At 46.4% G+C, this 15,670-nt stretch carries 13 protein-coding genes; all 13 read right to left on the bottom strand.

Annotated features, from left to right (window positions below):
- Positions 1-76: 76 nt before the first annotated feature.
- A complete protein-coding gene (gene ftsZ / locus EFA47_RS05905; RefSeq protein ID WP_122642421.1) occupies positions 77-1,300 on the bottom strand; it encodes a cell division protein FtsZ in 1,224 nt (407 codons plus the stop codon).
- Positions 1,301-1,623: 323 nt separating this feature from the next.
- Positions 1,624-2,562, bottom strand: coding sequence for a cell division protein FtsQ/DivIB (locus EFA47_RS05900; protein WP_122642420.1), 939 nt, complete (start codon positions 2,560-2,562; stop codon positions 1,624-1,626).
- A 32-nt stretch (positions 2,563-2,594) separates the two neighbouring features.
- Positions 2,595-3,680, bottom strand: coding sequence for an FtsW/RodA/SpoVE family cell cycle protein (locus tag EFA47_RS05895; protein ID WP_122642419.1), 1,086 nt, complete (start codon positions 3,678-3,680; stop codon positions 2,595-2,597).
- 14 nt (positions 3,681-3,694) lie between these two features.
- Positions 3,695-5,056: a UDP-N-acetylmuramoyl-L-alanine--D-glutamate ligase gene (gene murD / locus EFA47_RS05890; protein ID WP_122642418.1), complete on the bottom strand. Its 1,362-nt coding sequence runs from the start codon at positions 5,054-5,056 to the stop codon at positions 3,695-3,697.
- A gap of 3 nt (positions 5,057-5,059) precedes the next feature.
- Entirely contained in the window at positions 5,060-6,016 is a 957-nt protein-coding gene (gene mraY, locus EFA47_RS05885; RefSeq protein ID WP_122642417.1) for a phospho-N-acetylmuramoyl-pentapeptide-transferase, read from the bottom strand.
- Between the two features lie 233 nt (positions 6,017-6,249).
- On the bottom strand, positions 6,250-8,031 hold the full coding sequence (locus tag EFA47_RS05880; RefSeq protein ID WP_122642416.1) for a peptidoglycan D,D-transpeptidase FtsI family protein: 1,782 nt from the start codon (positions 8,029-8,031) through the stop codon (positions 6,250-6,252).
- Positions 8,032-8,098: 67 nt separating this feature from the next.
- Positions 8,099-10,117, bottom strand: coding sequence for a peptidoglycan D,D-transpeptidase FtsI family protein (locus EFA47_RS05875; RefSeq protein ID WP_122642415.1), 2,019 nt, complete (start codon positions 10,115-10,117; stop codon positions 8,099-8,101).
- 11 nt (positions 10,118-10,128) lie between these two features.
- Positions 10,129-10,671, bottom strand: a complete 543-nt coding sequence (locus EFA47_RS05870) for a hypothetical protein (protein WP_122642414.1) — start codon at positions 10,669-10,671, stop codon at positions 10,129-10,131.
- A gap of 153 nt (positions 10,672-10,824) precedes the next feature.
- Positions 10,825-11,760 carry a 16S rRNA (cytosine(1402)-N(4))-methyltransferase RsmH gene (gene rsmH, locus EFA47_RS05865; RefSeq protein ID WP_122642413.1) on the bottom strand — a complete coding sequence of 312 codons (936 nt, stop codon included), beginning with the start codon at positions 11,758-11,760 and terminating at the stop codon, positions 10,825-10,827.
- A gap of 36 nt (positions 11,761-11,796) precedes the next feature.
- Positions 11,797-12,234: a division/cell wall cluster transcriptional repressor MraZ gene (gene mraZ / locus EFA47_RS05860; RefSeq protein ID WP_122642412.1), complete on the bottom strand. Its 438-nt coding sequence runs from the start codon at positions 12,232-12,234 to the stop codon at positions 11,797-11,799.
- Between the two features lie 656 nt (positions 12,235-12,890).
- Entirely contained in the window at positions 12,891-13,127 is a 237-nt protein-coding gene (locus EFA47_RS05855) for a hypothetical protein (RefSeq protein ID WP_122642411.1), read from the bottom strand.
- Positions 13,128-13,205: 78 nt separating this feature from the next.
- On the bottom strand, positions 13,206-14,045 hold the full coding sequence (locus EFA47_RS05850; protein WP_122642410.1) for a DegV family protein: 840 nt from the start codon (positions 14,043-14,045) through the stop codon (positions 13,206-13,208).
- 194 nt (positions 14,046-14,239) lie between these two features.
- On the bottom strand, positions 14,240-15,592 hold the full coding sequence (locus tag EFA47_RS05845; protein WP_206215513.1) for an FtsW/RodA/SpoVE family cell cycle protein: 1,353 nt from the start codon (positions 15,590-15,592) through the stop codon (positions 14,240-14,242).
- Between the last annotated feature and the right edge of the window lie 78 nt (positions 15,593-15,670).

Genomic DNA, 15,670 nt, shown 5'->3' with positions numbered 1-15,670 from the left:
TGAAACACATTCCCCTTAAAAACGAAAGCAGGAAACTTCCACGCGAAGTCTCCTGCCCTTAATCTTATAACATACTCTACTTTTTGAAAAAGTCTGGAATTTTGATAGACTGTTCTTTTACTTTCCCGGAAGGGGCAGTCCTTGGCTGTTCCAGAGTCGGCATTGTACCGCTGGACTGCCGCGGCGCTGCGGCCCCTGAAGGCCTTACCGTACCTGTCGGCCTTACTGTGCCGGCCATCCGGCGCTCTGGGTCTGCTGCCGTCCTCTTCACCATATCCCCTGATGGGAGGATAGACCCTACCTTCTGCTGGCCCTCCAGCCTTGCCTTCAGCTTAGATGAGCTTCCGCCTACATTATGTAAGCCTGTGGCGATTACAGTAATGGTTGCCTCATCTGACTTGGAATCATCATACATAGCGCCAAAGATAATATTCGCATTTTCCCCGGCAAGCTCCTGTACATATTCTGCAGCATCTGATGCATCCATCAGTGTGATGTCACCAGAAATATTAATAATAACGTGGGACGCACCCTGGATGGTTGTCTCAAGCAGCGGACTGGCAACAGCCTGCTTCACTGCCTCCAGAGCCTTGTCATCTCCCCGTCCTGCACCAATGCCAATATGTGCGATACCCTTGTCCTTCATGACTGTCTGGATATCTGCAAAGTCCAGGTTAATCAAAGACGGCACATTAATCAAGTCTGTGATGCCCTGAATACCTTGCTGAAGCACTTCATCCGCTTTCTTCAGGGCCTCCGGCATAGTAGTACGCCTGTCCACTACTTCCAAAAGCTTATCATTGGGGATGACAATCAATGTGTCTACATTCTCTTTTAATTTATCTATACCGCCAAGGGCGTTTGACATACGTGTTCTGGATTCAAAACGGAATGGCTTTGTGACAACGCCGACAGTCAGCGCTCCCTGTTCTTTCGCAATGCGGGCAACAACCGGAGTAGCTCCAGTACCTGTGCCGCCGCCCATGCCACATGTCACGAATACCATATCAGCACCCTTAAGGGCCGCTGAAATCTCCTCTGCGCTCTCCTCCGCAGCTTTCTCCCCTACTTCTGGCTGCGCACCTGCGCCGAGTCCTTTTGTAAGCTTCTCGCCTATCTGCATCAATGTGGGCGCCTTACACAACTGGAGTGCCTGTTTGTCCGTATTGATGGCTATAAATTCTACACCTGCAATCTGCTCTTCGATCATGCGGTTCACTGCGTTATTACCGCCGCCGCCGACTCCGATAACAATAATTCTTGCAGCTGCTTCTGATTCATTGGTTTTAATTTCTAACAAGAGTATTTCCTCCTTCGTTGTCTTATTAATATTATTTTATACATCCCCTTATCCCCAGTTTACAGAAGACTTCCGTCTCCCCCGAAACTGAGGCCATACCCAAAGGACTTCCCCTAATACATGGCCCTGCGGGCGGTTCCACAGACAAGCTGCAGAATAATGCATGATTGAACGATATAATCCAATAAGTATATAATATAGTCTTTTGAATAAATAATCAATAGATTTTTGTGTATTTTTTTATACAATTCTCGCGATTTATCCACACTCCCTTGCCCCGCTGCCTATCAGCCTTTCGGCCGCCTAGGGGGCAGGGATTCTCTCTAAGGCTGCTCTGCGGCAGTATCTGCCTGATCCCCAGATGCCTCCAAGGCGCCCTCCTCATTCCCGCTGTCCGGCACGAAACGGACTGATTTGTCAGATATATCATAGTTTTCCAAGTGAAGGGTGCCCTTCTCCTGAGGGAATTGCTCTTTTAGTTTGTCCAATATAGGCGGAACCTGGGCCAGGCGGTTTTCATAGTTTGTCTTGCCCAACAGTACCTCTACCTGTCCGAAATACAAGTTTAATTCACTGCCGGTACAAGTAATCCTGTCAGGGGACAGCTGGTATTTCACAAGAAGCTGGGAAACCTCCACAATCCGCTCAAATACATTCTTATCTGAAACCGGCAGGACCTGCCCGGGTTTTATGCTAGATGTATCCACATCCATCCCTTCTATGTAGGCGGCCCCCTCTATCTCCTCCTGGGAAATGAGCAGTACCGTCCCCTCTTTATCAAAATACAGATATTCCCCCTCATAATCAATGTAGCCGCTTATCTCTTTTTCCTTCACCGTAACGCGGACCGCCCATGGCGCTGTCAAGGTCACCTTTGACGACTCCACCAAAGGCAGCTGCTCCACATCTGTATGATTATATTTCCACCAGACATACAGGGAATTTACGGCATATTTATCCTCCTCAATCCAGCCTACGATGTCATCCTGGGTAGAATATGTATTCCCTTTTACCTCTATCTTCTGTATATGGAAAAGGAGCACAAAGGCAAAACCAATAATTGCAATACCGAGTATAAAGGTCAAAAATCCCAGCAGCACGCCCCTGCGTTTTTTCCTTTTTTTCTTCTTTTTCTTAATGGCTCTTTTTCTTTTTTGCTGCCCGTCAGAACGGATGCCTTCCTTATATAAAACTTCATTCACATATGCTTCTTCATCCAGATCATCATACTCTATCTGCCTGTTTTGTCTGCTGCGTCTCATCCAAGGTCCTCCTTATCTTATATTCCCCTGCCCTATTCTATCAGATTAGAGACACTTAGTACAAGACCCATTTCCAGAAGGAGGAACATAACTGATGTCCCGCCATAACTGATAAAAGGAAGGGTGATTCCTGTATTAGGGATTGTATTCGTAACAACCGCAATGTTTAAAATCACCTGTATCATCATATGCGCCATTGCCCCTGCCGCAATAAGCGCCCCCAAAAGATCCTTAGCTTTCGTGGCAATCACAAAAAAACGCCATATTAAGATAAGGAATAAAAGAATGATCAGGCTCGCCCCTACAAGTCCCAGTTCCTCGCATATTATTGAAAAAATCATGTCGTTTTGGGCCTCTGGAAGAAATCCGAGTTTTTGTACGCTCTCCCCCAGTCCCCTGCCAAAAAGGCCGCCAGAACCTATCGCATATAACCCCTGCAGCGTCTGGTATCCCTTCTCATATTGCTCAGGATTCCTCCAGATCGCCAGCCTCTCCAGCCGGTAACTTTCCAGGGCAAGGAAAATCCCCATAAACCCGATGCCAGCGCCGCCCATCCAGATAAACTGCGCATACTTAGGACTTGCCACAAAAATAAGAACCACTGCAATCCCCAGAATGATAATCGCCGTGCTCAGATTGCTGGCGCCGACCAGGGCAACAACAGGCAGGACTGGCAGCATCACTTTGGCAAGAGTCCTAAACTTCCCCATATTTTTTACATTCTTTGTGACAAGACAGGCCAGGAAAAGAATCAAGGCCACTTTTGCAAACTCGGAAGGCTGAAAAGAAACAGGGCCCAAAGACAGCCATCTTTTGGACCCATTGTACTCATCTCCTATAAACATAACTGCAACCGATAAGAGAATGGCTGTCAGATATCCCAGGCCTGCCAAGGGCACCCATTTGTGGTAATCAATATTTGCCATAACCAGCATTCCAACCATTCCCATGGCAGTCGCAAATCCCTGCTTTTTCAGGTAATAGAAAGGATCGTGGAATTTTACCCGTCCATTGTAGGCGCTGGTACTGTACAGGAGGACCAGTCCGATACCTACCAGAAGAAATACTACAATCAGCAGGGTATAATCATACCGCTTCTTTTTAGCCGGACGTTCCAATATAAATTCACTCCTTATAACTGATTTACAAGTTCTTTGAATTTATCTCCACGTTCCTCATAATTTTTAAACATTCCCCAGCTTGCACATGCGGGCGAAAGAAGAACCGCATCTCCAGGCTGTGCATTTCTTACACAGATTTCCACGGCCTCCTCAAATGTGTCTGCCAGTATGGTATCATAAAACCCAAGTTTTAAGGCCGCTTCCTGTATCTTTTCCTTTGTGGCCCCCACAAGGACCAGTTTCTTTACCTTGCCGTCAAATGCCTGTATCCACTCATCATATGAAGAATCTTTGTCATACCCTCCGCCTATTAAAAGCGTAGGCCGGTTCATGGCTTTAATCCCCTTGATTGCAGCATCCGGGTTGGTGCCTTTGGAGTCATTATAGTAGGCTACCTGATTTTTCTCGGCAACAAATTCAATCCGGTGCTCTACTCCCCGAAAGGCAGTAACTGTCCTGCGTATCAGTTCCATAGGGACTCCGTAAGCCGCCGCCATCAGAGCTGCCGCCATCACATTCTCATAATTGTGGATTCCCAAAAGTTTCAGTTCATCCGTCCGGCAGACTACAATCGGCTCCCCCTCCAGACGGCAGACAATATTTCCTTCATCCAGATATATGCCTTTTTCTAGTTTACGCCGGCTGCTGAAATATAGAACCTTAGCCTGTGTATTTTCTTTGAACTTACTGGAAGGCTCATCTTCATAATTCAGGACACATATGTCGTCCTCTGTCTGCATCCTGGTAATATTTTGCTTGGCCTGGATGTATGCTTCCATTGTATGGTGGCGGTTGAGATGATCTGGTGTTATATTTAATACGGCGCTGACCTTGGGGTGGAATGTATGTACTGTTTCAAGCTGGAAACTGCTCATTTCCGCCACAACTGCAGAATCCTCCGTCGTGTCCAGGGCAACCGCTGTATAAGGGTTCCCAATATTTCCCACCACAAAAGTACTGTCTTTATAACTCCCAATAATCTCCCCCAGAAGGGCCGTTGTCGTTGTCTTGCCATTTGTCCCGGTAATTGCCAGTACATCTCCCCTGCCCTGTGCAAAAGCCAGTTCTATCTCCCCCCAGATGGGCACCTCATAACTGCGTATCCTATCCACAACAGGGAGATCGGTGGGCACGCCTGGACTTATGACCGTCAATGCCAGAGTTTCCATTATCTCCTCAGGCAGCTCCCCTAAAACCACACGGACTTCCTGCTCTTTTCCCTGTATAATTTCCTCCCGGACCTTCCCGGGATCCAGGGAAGTATTCCCATCATATATAATGACCTCCGCCCCGATTTTGAGCAAAAGCCTGGCCGCCGCCACACCGCTTAAGCCAGATCCAAATACCAGAACCCTTTTATCCTTCAAGTCCATAGCCTACACCCCCATCAGCGCTATCAGGCAGAGGATTGCCGTAGTAATAGAAAACACAGCCACCACCCTTGTCTCTGACCATCCGCACAGCTCAAAATGATGATGGATCGGAGCCATTTTAAAGAATCGTTTCCCGCCTGTCTTTTTGAAATAAGTAACCTGTATCATAACTGATGCTACTTCGATCAGATAAATCAGTCCCACAATCACTATATAAAGGGGCATCTGCAGCATATATGCGGTTCCCGCCACAAACCCTCCCAGGGCCAGGGAACCAGTGTCGCCCATAAACACGCTTGCAGGATACACATTAAATAGAAGAAATCCCAGCAAGGCCCCCACCACTGCACAAGTAATAGGTTCTATGCCGCTCTTTGTCCCAATTGCCACGACAGTAAAAAACGTGGCCACCAGCACAGTCACGCTGGAAGCCAGGCCATCCAGCCCATCTGTAAAGTTCGTACCGTTGACCGTCCCAATCACAGCTACAAACAGCAAAGGGATTGCCGCCCAGCCGATATCCCAGTACTGCCCATTAGAAAATGGAATCAAGAGAGTCAGCGGTATTTTGGCTACCTTTATGAGATAGTAAGCAAAAATTGCCGTCACAACAATCTGAAGGGCCATCTTCTGTTTAGGGTACAGTCCATCTGAGCGCTTCATCACAACTTTTAAGTAATCATCCAGGAAGCCAATCAACCCGAATGCAATGGTCAAAAACAAAACCGGAATAATATTAGGGGAATCTTTCACATAGAGCAGAGAGGTAATTACCACGCTGGCAAGAATTATGATCCCGCCCATAGTAGGCGTCCCGGCCTTCTTCAAATGGGACTGTACACCATCAGCTCTCTCTGTCTGCCTCATCTTCAGTTTTCTCAGAAACGGTATCACAACTGGTCCCATCAGTAAGCTTAATACAAATGAAATCAATACCGGAATCACTACATGATATCTCATAAATCCACCTCTTCATCTCTTTCGTCTAGTCAACGTCTGCTTTTTAATCTACAGGCAACAGAATACCTCATACAGTATACCTCAAACAATGTTGTTTTTCAACCAGAACTGTATCCCTCTGTAAAAGGCATATACCGCGGCTATTGTCCAATTGTCCCCCGGCATATTACTGTAAACAGCGCCAAATCCCCTTGGGTAAGACTTTCCCTGCATAGGGCAGGATGGCCCAAAGGCTATTGCGCAGTCTCCTCCTGAGCTGTCCCATCTTCTTTTGTTTCAGTCTCCTGCACTGCTTCTTTTTCGATGCCCAGATAGGGAAGCACATTGTCGTAAATACTCCTAAGGACTGGGGCAGCAATCGTCCCCCCGTAGTAAACGCCCTGGGGGTTATGGATTACCACCATACCAAGAACCTGGGGATCCTCAGCCGGCGCAAATCCGATAAAAGAGGATATATACTTGTTTGCGCTTCTGGGCAGTGTCTGGGAAGTAGCTGTCTTGCCTCCTATGGAGTACCCTTCAATATAAGCGTTTTTCCCCGACCCTTCCGAAACTACGCTTTCCAGGAGCATCCGCATAGTCTCAGAAGTTTTTTCGGATACGATTCCGTCCTTTTCCTTATAAGTAAATGTTTCTATCTCATTCCCTTCTTTGTCCAATACCGCCATACCCAGATGAGGAGTCACCCTGCGCCCTCCATTTATAAGGGAGCTGACCGTTGTGGCCATCTGGATGGGGGTAATCTGGAAAGACTGGCCGAAGGTGAGGGTAGCCAGCTCCACCGTGCCAATGTCCTCCTTCTTATGCATAATGGTCCCTGCCTCTCCCGGGAGATCCACATTCGTCAGGCTGAGCAGGCCAAACTGCTCAAAATAATCATAAAATTTGTCCGGCCCAAGCCGCAGCCCTATATCTATAAAAACTGGATTGCAGGAATTCTGGATGCCCTGGACAAAAGTTTCTGAACCATGCCCCCCCACTTTGTGGCACCTTATTTTTCTGTCCTCCACCACCCGGTAGCCAGGACAGGAAAATGTATCGTCAAGGCTCACTACGCCTTCCTCCAGACATGCGGACGAAGTGATGATTTTAAACGTGGATCCTGGTTCATAAGTGTCATTTATACAGCCATTCCTCCACATCTGGTTCAGCTGGTCCTGAAGCTGTTCATCTGTAAGCGTGTCTGCATCAACCCCTGTATTCAGTATATACGGTTCGTTTAAATTAAATTCCGGTACATTCACCATGGCAAGAATTTCCCCATTTTGTGGATTCATGAGTAAAATAGAGACACTGTCCGCCTGCTTTTCCTCCATAGCCTTTAAGGCTGCCTGCTCACAGAAGGCCTGGATATTGTAATCTAAGCTGACCTTGAGGGTACTGCCTGCCACAGGTTCGATCCGGTCTTCGGCCACACCCTCCAGCTCGACTCCCCTTGCGTCCGTCACAGTTAGAATGGTTCCGTTTATACCCTTGAGATATTCCTCATATTTCACCTCCAGCCCAATAATCCCTTGGTTATCTCCTCCTGTAAACCCAAGTACTTTTGAAGCAATCTGGTTATATGGGTAATAGCGCTTAAAATCTTCATCTACCTTCACGCCTGCAAGATTATAATTACGTATTTTATCACCTGTCTCCTTCTCCACATTCGTCTTAATTTTCTCCATGGATGAAACTTTTTCCACCCGCTTTCTGACAGTTTCTTCATCCAGGCCAAGCTCCTTGGCCAGTGTTTTTATAACCAGCTCTGGGTCCTCTATCTGATTATGTATGACAGAAATTGTACAGACTGTTTTATTTGTTGCCAGCACTGTCCCGTTCCTGTCCACGATCTCGCCTCTCGCCGCCTTAATTTCCCGTTCCCTCTCATGCAATGATTCTGCCTTCTTCTGATAGTATTCTGCGTCAAACACCATCAGATATACAAGGCGGCCAATAAGTCCCAGTAAAATAAGGGAGGCACATAAAAATACTACGAGTATTTTCTTTTTATTATATGTTTTATTCTTCATAAAATATAGAAAACCTTACAAAAGACATTTCTATATAATATTACGTCTTTTGTAAGGTTATGCCTGTCTATTCTGTTGTCTGCCCTGCCGCCCAATCATCCAGATCCGGATGATAGCTGTCATCTATATAAGAGCCGTCTGTGTTGCTGTATGTTTCTTCATATGAGGAATCATAATTCTCAAATTCTGACTGCGCTGAACCAGAAGGATTCTCTGCTGTCTCCCCGGGCCCTGTATAGCCTTCCACAGTCGTAATATCCAGATAAGGGAATGCCTGGGACATAATATCCCTGGAAAGTTCCAATACATAAGAGCTGGCCGACTGATCCTCTACATTTGGCTCGTCCAGCACAACATAAATCACCACCTCCGGATTCTCCTGGGGGGCATATCCAATAAAGGAGAGCAAATAATTTCCCTGGTCCCTGGGAAGTTTTTCAGCAGTCCCTGTCTTGCCGCCGATCTCATACCCCTCTATATTGGCCCCCATGCCAGTTCCTGATGTCATGACAGCCCTCAAATATTGTTTTACAGTCTCTGAAGTCTCTGCAGAAACTGTCTTCCTGAGAAGGACAGGATCCTTTGTCTCAATAACCTTACCCCCTTCATCCTGAATCTGCTTGACAACATGGGGTTCATAATAATCCCCTCCGTTAATCAGGGAGGAAAAGGCCGCGGCCATCTGGGTCATTGTCACGTTAAAGTTCTGGCCAAAAGAATTTGTGGCCAAATCTGTTATCTGCATAGATTCTTCTGTATATACAAGGGAGGAAGTAGATGCCTCGCCGGGCAGGTCGATGCCTGTGTAGGCCCCAAAGCCGAAAATGTGCTGGTAACGTGTAAAATTAGCTACCCCGATGGAATCAGCCATCTGCATCAGCGCCACATTACAGGAGTTGGCCACAGCCTGCTCTACTGTTTCTGTCCCATGCCCTGTCCTTAAATGGCAGTGGATATCATAATCCCCCACGTGCAGAGATCCCCCGCAATTATAGATTTCATCCCCTTTGAGCGCGCCTGTCTCCAGTCCGGCAGCCACTGTAAAGGGTTTGGCCGTAGAGCCTGGTTCAAAGGCATCGCTGACACAGAAGTTTCTCCAGAGTGTATTTAAAGCCTCCAGCTGCTCCTCATCGGACATTTGGTTTAGCTGTTCTTCCGTATATATACCTGAAAGGTTCCTTGGCTCATTTAAATTAAAGCCTGGATAAGAAGCTTCCGCCAGAATTTCACCTGTGTTGGGGTTCATAATAATGACAGCCGTGTTTTTGCTTCCCAACCCGTCTTTTCTGGCCGTTCCCGCATATTGGTCATTAAAATCTTTTATACATTTTTCTACAATACTCTGGAGCGCCACATCTATAGTAGATACAACGGTACTGCCGTTTTTAGCTGGTTTAACGGTCCGCTCCATGGTGGATGTACTGTCCAGGTAACCATACTCCCTGCCGTCCGTCCCATTGAGTATTTCATTATAGGCACTCTCAATCCCAATGGCCCCCTGGTTGCCTGATACTGTAAAACCTACCACATCACTGGCCAGTTCATCGTAGGGATATGTCCTCTTATAGTCATCTTCCAGCCAGATACCTTTTACATTTGGATACTTCTCTGTGTCCTCCTCAATATTCTGGAATTCTTTCGCCTTCTCATAGGATACTCCCTTTGCCAGTATTTCATACCGGCTGTCAGGGTTTTCTTCAGCCACCGCCCTGACGTCGGCAGCATTTATACCAAAGCAGTCTTCCAGCACCTGAATCGTAGGATCTATATATTTCTCCTGTGATGTCATCACGCTGACATCCAAAATCACATTATACACCCTCTCGCTGGTAGCAATCTTTGTGCCATTGCAGTCCACAATATCACCACGTTTATAGGGAATAACCCTGCTGTCATATTCCTGCTGATCCAGGACGATCTTTGTATACCTGTTTCCCTTAGACGCATTAATATAGGTGATTCTTCCTATAAGAACAATAAAAGCCAGTATAATTGCCATGAATAGCATTACCAGCTTTTTTTGCATTCTCTTTGGGAATTTCTTCGTCAAAAACTCAAATCTATTTTCTCTTTTTCGTCTTACCATAGTTATGATCCTTAATCTGATAAATCCTTTGATTTGGCAAGGACACCGTCGGAAGGTATGTCGCTGTACTGCTTCACATAATCACTGTCGGGACTCTTATACTCTATTACATTGCCCCTGGCAGCATATACCATGCCCATCTCGTTCATTGCCTTACTCCGGATTTCCTCCAGATTGACAGAATCCTCCGCCGCGTTATAAGCGGTATCATTTTGCTCTGTCAAATCTGCAAGTTCTTCCTGCAGCGCGGAAATATTTTCTGACCTGCTGACCATATCAGACTGTATACTCAGATAGGCCACGCATATCAGTACTGCACATATAGCCGCCGCGCTCAAAAATACTGCGTATGCAGGGTTCATTTTTAATGCGCGCTTTCTGTTTTTACGCACCTGCCTGCTTGTCCGCACAGGCTTCTCAGGCTGTGCCTGAGGTCTTTTCTTTGGCAGAGTTTCTGGCTTACGTACTGTATTTCCATAGACATATGCCTGTCTTTGGCTGCTTCTTGTATTATGGTATTGTCTCTTAGCCGATGCCTGTCTCCCTGCAGCCATATAATCTGCCCCTTTCTTATTACTGTGCAGGACACATGGTACCCACCCGCCCATAAAAGCATGTGAGCGTGGATTACAATATGCCCTTTAAGTCTTCGGTTTCGTCAGGCTCTCCCCTTCCTGACAAATCTATCTGCTATACTCCCTTAAAACTCAGCTTCGTTCAAATATTCTTAGCTTTGCGCTCTTGGAACGGCTGTTATTTTCCAACTCTTCCTCCCCAGGAAGAATTGGTTTTTTTGTAATCACTTTCCCCTTTGATACTTTATTACATACACATACGGGGAAATCTGCCGGGCAAGTACAAGGATTTTCATTCTTCCTGAAAATACTTTTTACTATCCGGTCCTCCAGTGAGTGGAAAGTAATAATGCATATCCTCCCCCCTGGGTTTAGTAGATCAATCATTTCGTCCAGTGTATCCTTTAGAACTTCGAGTTCATGGTTCAACTCTATACGGATAGCCTGGAATGTTCTTTTAGATGGATGCCCTCCAGTTTTTTGAATTTTCATGGGTATGGACCGCCTGATAATTTCATTTAACTGTCCTGTAGTTTCAATCGGACCTTTCCCGCGTTCTGCCACGATATGTTTTGCAATATTCTTTGCAAACTTATCTTCTCCGTAATCACGGATCACGCGGTAAAGGTCCGACTCACTGTAGCCATTGACGATGTCCTTTGCTGTCATCTTCTGTCTTTGATCCATCCTCATATCCAAAGGAGCATCTGTGCGGTAGGAAAATCCCCGTTCTGCCGTATCCAGCTGATAGGAGGATACGCCCAGATCCATAAGGATCCCATCGACTCTGTCAATGCCTATTTCATGGAGCCTCGACTTCATATCACAATAATTGCTCCTGATTATTGTAACTCTCTCCCCGAAGCCGACTAGTCGGGCGCCGGCTGCATCAATTGCAGCGGCATCCTGGTCTATTCCTATAAAACTCCCCTTACTGCTTAAGTGCCTGCACACTTCGAAAGCATGTCCGCCTCCTCCAAGTGTAGCGTCAACATAGGTCCCGTCTGGTTTGATTGCCAGACCGTCCACAGTTTCTTCAAGTAAAACTGATGTGTGCCCAAATGCCATAAAATCCTCCATTTGTCTTTTGCAGTACAATGACAGCTAAATTCTGATGCCAATTGCTTCCATTCTGTCTGCAATCGCATCCAGATCCTCTTCGCTGACCATACTGCGTTCCTCCCAGAGTGCCTTATCCCAGATTTCTACGCGGTCCTGTACTCCTACCAGGACAACATCCTTTTCCAGTCCGGCCGCTTTTCTTAAAGTAGGTGGCACCAGTGCTCTCCCCTGCTTGTCAAAGCTCCCCTCTGACGCACTTCCAAAAAAATAGCGCTTGAATATTCTGGCATCTTTATTCATCCGTGGTAAGGTTTCCAATTCAGCAACGAATTTGTTCCATTCGTCCATGGAGTACACAAAGAGACAACCCTCCAAGCCATTACATATTACGAAACTTTCTCCCAAATCGTCTCGTAACTTGGCTGGGATGATGAGTCGGCCTTTTTCATCAATTGTGTGATTAAACTCCCCTAATAACATCCGGAACCCCTTCTTCTAAGTGGGCCTCCACATCTCCCCCACTTTATGCCACTATCCACCACTTTCTACCACTTGTCACCATTGTAAACCACTCCCCCACCATTTTCAACCCCTTTTTTTAATTTACCCCAAGAAAATTTTGGATAAAGAGATATGCAAAACCTCCCATTCACGGGTAAAATATGGGTTAAAAGAGCGTAAAACAGGGCATGTAACCGGTTGCCACCCCCGCCCGCCTGTCCAGCCAGAAGTTACTTCTTTATATCCACGTGCCGCCCCATAGGCTGCCTGAGTGAGTATATTATCCAAAAATTGTATCTGATTGGAACCTGAAAAAGGAAAGGTGGGGGAAGGTGGGGGATTTATTTTATAAGTGGGCCCCAGTGGGGGAAGTTAAAACCCCCCTGTGTAAGCATCCGGGTCTTTAACCCCCGCGGCAGCCGTCAAGGGGACGTGTAAACATGTCCATTTGGCTCGCTGCCCTTGGGAATAAAGAGAGGTTGTTTCATGAAATGAAAAAGCAGCGCCTGTTTCTGTAACCTTAAATATTACAAAAACAGGCGCTGCCTATTAGTCCAGAATGTATTTAATTGTCTGCCTGACATCCACAAAAAACTTCGCCGCAGTACAGCATCTTGCCTGACGGCAGTCTGTCCTTAGCTTTCAAGCTGTTCCAAATACGTATTGATAGCATCATAATTGACTTCTGCCTCCGCCCTCTCCTGGCCCGCATCATATGTCTGGTATGCTGAATATCCAAGCCAGCCAACCAGCGCAAAAGCCGCAAGTGCCAGCACTGTCTTCCGCACATAATTCATGGCCCGCTGCTTCTTTATCGTTTTCTTCCTGTTGGCCTTTTCTAATTTATACCGATCTACTTTTTCCTGGCTCATATTCCAAACTCCTTCGCACTCCTTTTTGGCACAAAAACTGCACCATCCTATCTGTACGATATTCTATCACAATCCACGCTATATCACAACTATTATTCCGCCGTCGCTTGCATACATCGTACTGATACCAGCCGTATCTACTATAAAACTGGATTTAACTTTCATTCTGGAAACCAGCATCTCCTGTACTTCCTTTGCCCGTTGGGGACAGTTACAATGGGAGATTGCCAGAATCTTTTCTTGTGGATTTTCTGCATCCTCCACTATGTGGTCGGCCATCTTTGCCAGCGCCTTCTTCATTCCCCGTGCCTGCCCGAGCTGGCAGATAACGCCCTCCGGCTTTGCCCCCATTACGGGTTTTATATTCAGGGCACTGGCCACAACCGCTTTAATGCCGGTCAGCCTTCCATTCTTCCTCAAAGTATCCAGAGTCTCCAGGACAAAATATGTGTGTTGGCCTGCAATATACTCCTCCACTGTATCTATGACTTCACCAAAGCTCATGTTAAGCTCTTCACATTCCTGTATTTTCATTGCTATCAGGGTCTCCCCAATGGAAGCGGAGCGGGAATTGAACACATATATATCCTTCTCCCCGTATTCCTCTGCATATAATTTTTTTCCAAGCTCTGCACTATTGTATGAACCACTTAATTCAGCAGACAAGGTCACTGCATATACACGCTCTGCATCACAATGGTACCTCTCCATATAGTCCTTTGGAGAAGGGCAGGATGATTTCGGGCATTGCGGACTGGCTGCCACACGCTTCAAAAAATCTGCCTGATTAAACGTCTCGTCATCCACAATAACCGTGCCGTCTACCTCCATGCTCAGAGAAGCCGTCTCAAAAACACTGCTCTTTTTCATCTCTTCTGTTAATTCCCCACAGCTGTCCACAACTATTTTATAACTCATATGATAACCTCCTGCACTACACTTAGAGCGTATTCCATGTCTATTATATGTAGTTTTAAATACTAGATACTAATATAACACATTTTGCAGCACATGAAAAGCTATTTTTTCTCCAGGGCATACTAAGTATATATACATTTGGCCCGCTGTTCTGATTCATGGCATAGACTCGTCAGATTATGAATCCACTGCTTCTATTCATTCATCTTTATTTTTCTGGAAATCCCCAGGGCAATCCCCATTTCTGCCATTAAGAAAAGTATGGAAGTTCCCCCATAACTTATAAACGGAAGGGTAATCCCTGTCGTAGGTATCAGGTTTGTGACAACAGCAATATTTAATATTACCTGCAAGGCTATATGTGCAAAAATACCAGTGGCAAGCAGGGATCCATATAAATCAGGGGCATTTCTGGCAATAAACATAAGGCGGTACAATAGAAGTGCAAACAGCGCAAGTATAACAATTGCCCCAAATACACCCAGTTCTTCACATACAATCGATAGAATCATGTCATTTTGCACTTCAGGAATGACCCCCAGCTTCTGTGTACTATTTCCCAGTCCCTTGCCAAAAAAACCTCCCGAGCCAATTGCATACAGTCCCTGCATTACCTGAAACCCGCCAGTATCTGTGTGATTTTCTGGATCGAGCCAGGTAATAATCCTTCTCAGGCGAAAGTTGTCGCTGGTTTGGACAGTAGCCGCCAGTATCCCGATTCCTGCAGCCGCTGCCGCTGCAGCCGCCCCTGCTGCCACAAGGAAAGGCTTGGTTTTAGGATGGACCACAAAGATCAGGACACAGGTGATGGCCATGACGATAATCGCCGTGCTCAGGTTCTCCGTCAGGAACAATACCCCTCCGGCAGCAATGGCGCCAAATATAAAAACTCTTAGCATCCCTTCCCTGGATGCCGCCTTTTTTTCCATACGGCACAGTTCATAGGAAATAAACAAAATTACAGCAACCTTGGTAATCTCCGAAGGCTGCAGTGTCTGATTGCCTGGAAGCTGTATCCATCGCCTGGCGCCGTAAATTTCTATTCCGAGAGGAGTCTGGACAAGAGCCATAAGGATCATAGAAAATATGTAGCACTCAAAGGAGAAGGCTCCATATATATGATAATCGATCCTGGATATAATGAGCATCACGCCAAAGCTCAGGATACTGACAAGGGCCTGCTTTGAGAAATAATACATGTCGTTGCCTTCAAAGTCCATCCTGGCGCTATAAGAACTTGTACTATAAAGCATGACCAGTCCAAAACACATAAGAAATACAATGACAAGAACCAAGTCAAAATCAAAATATGGGATTCTCCTGCCCTTCCCATGGCCAGTGGAAGGTTCGGGTTTTGGCGGGGGAGGTTTAACAACGCCCCTTAAGGACTGTGTGTCCCCTATACGTTTCTTCTGGACTGCCTGAAAACTGCCTGTTTTATGTCCATGGGCAGCGCCTGCTCTCTCTTTCCTGCTTCTCATACGCTTCTGGGAGGGTTCTTTTCCTCCTCCCCTCTTCCGGATAGGCTGTACTGTTCTGCTTCTCATAAAACCTCCCCTGTCTTAAATCTATTCAAATCCCCCACATGCTTCCAAAGCCAGCGGCAGCCGGCCTTTAACCAGCCG

This window comes from Luxibacter massiliensis, from assembly GCF_900604355.1.
Classification (GTDB): Bacteria; Bacillota; Clostridia; order Lachnospirales; family Lachnospiraceae; genus Luxibacter; species Luxibacter massiliensis.
This window is presented reverse-complemented; position numbering and strand designations above follow the sequence as displayed.

Bases quoted from the DNA above. Each gene is read 5' to 3' on its own strand.
- EFA47_RS05900 (WP_122642420.1), bottom strand. From the start codon at position 2,562: ATGAGACGCAGCAGACAAAACAGGCAGATAGAGTATGATGATCTGGAT.
- murD (WP_122642418.1), bottom strand. From the start codon at position 5,056: ATGGACTTGAAGGATAAAAGGGTTCTGGTATTTGGATCTGGCTTAAGC.
- mraY (WP_122642417.1), bottom strand. From the start codon at position 6,016: ATGAGATATCATGTAGTGATTCCGGTATTGATTTCATTTGTATTAAGC.
- EFA47_RS05880 (WP_122642416.1), bottom strand. From the start codon at position 8,031: ATGAAGAATAAAACATATAATAAAAAGAAAATACTCGTAGTATTTTTA.
- EFA47_RS05875 (WP_122642415.1), bottom strand. From the start codon at position 10,117: ATGGTAAGACGAAAAAGAGAAAATAGATTTGAGTTTTTGACGAAGAAA.
- EFA47_RS05870 (WP_122642414.1), bottom strand. From the start codon at position 10,671: ATGGCTGCAGGGAGACAGGCATCGGCTAAGAGACAATACCATAATACA.
- rsmH (WP_122642413.1), bottom strand. From the start codon at position 11,760: ATGGCATTTGGGCACACATCAGTTTTACTTGAAGAAACTGTGGACGGT.
- mraZ (WP_122642412.1), bottom strand. From the start codon at position 12,234: ATGTTATTAGGGGAGTTTAATCACACAATTGATGAAAAAGGCCGACTC.
- EFA47_RS05855 (WP_122642411.1), bottom strand. From the start codon at position 13,127: ATGAGCCAGGAAAAAGTAGATCGGTATAAATTAGAAAAGGCCAACAGG.
- EFA47_RS05850 (WP_122642410.1), bottom strand. From the start codon at position 14,045: ATGAGTTATAAAATAGTTGTGGACAGCTGTGGGGAATTAACAGAAGAG.
- EFA47_RS05845 (WP_206215513.1), bottom strand. From the start codon at position 15,592: ATGAGAAGCAGAACAGTACAGCCTATCCGGAAGAGGGGAGGAGGAAAA.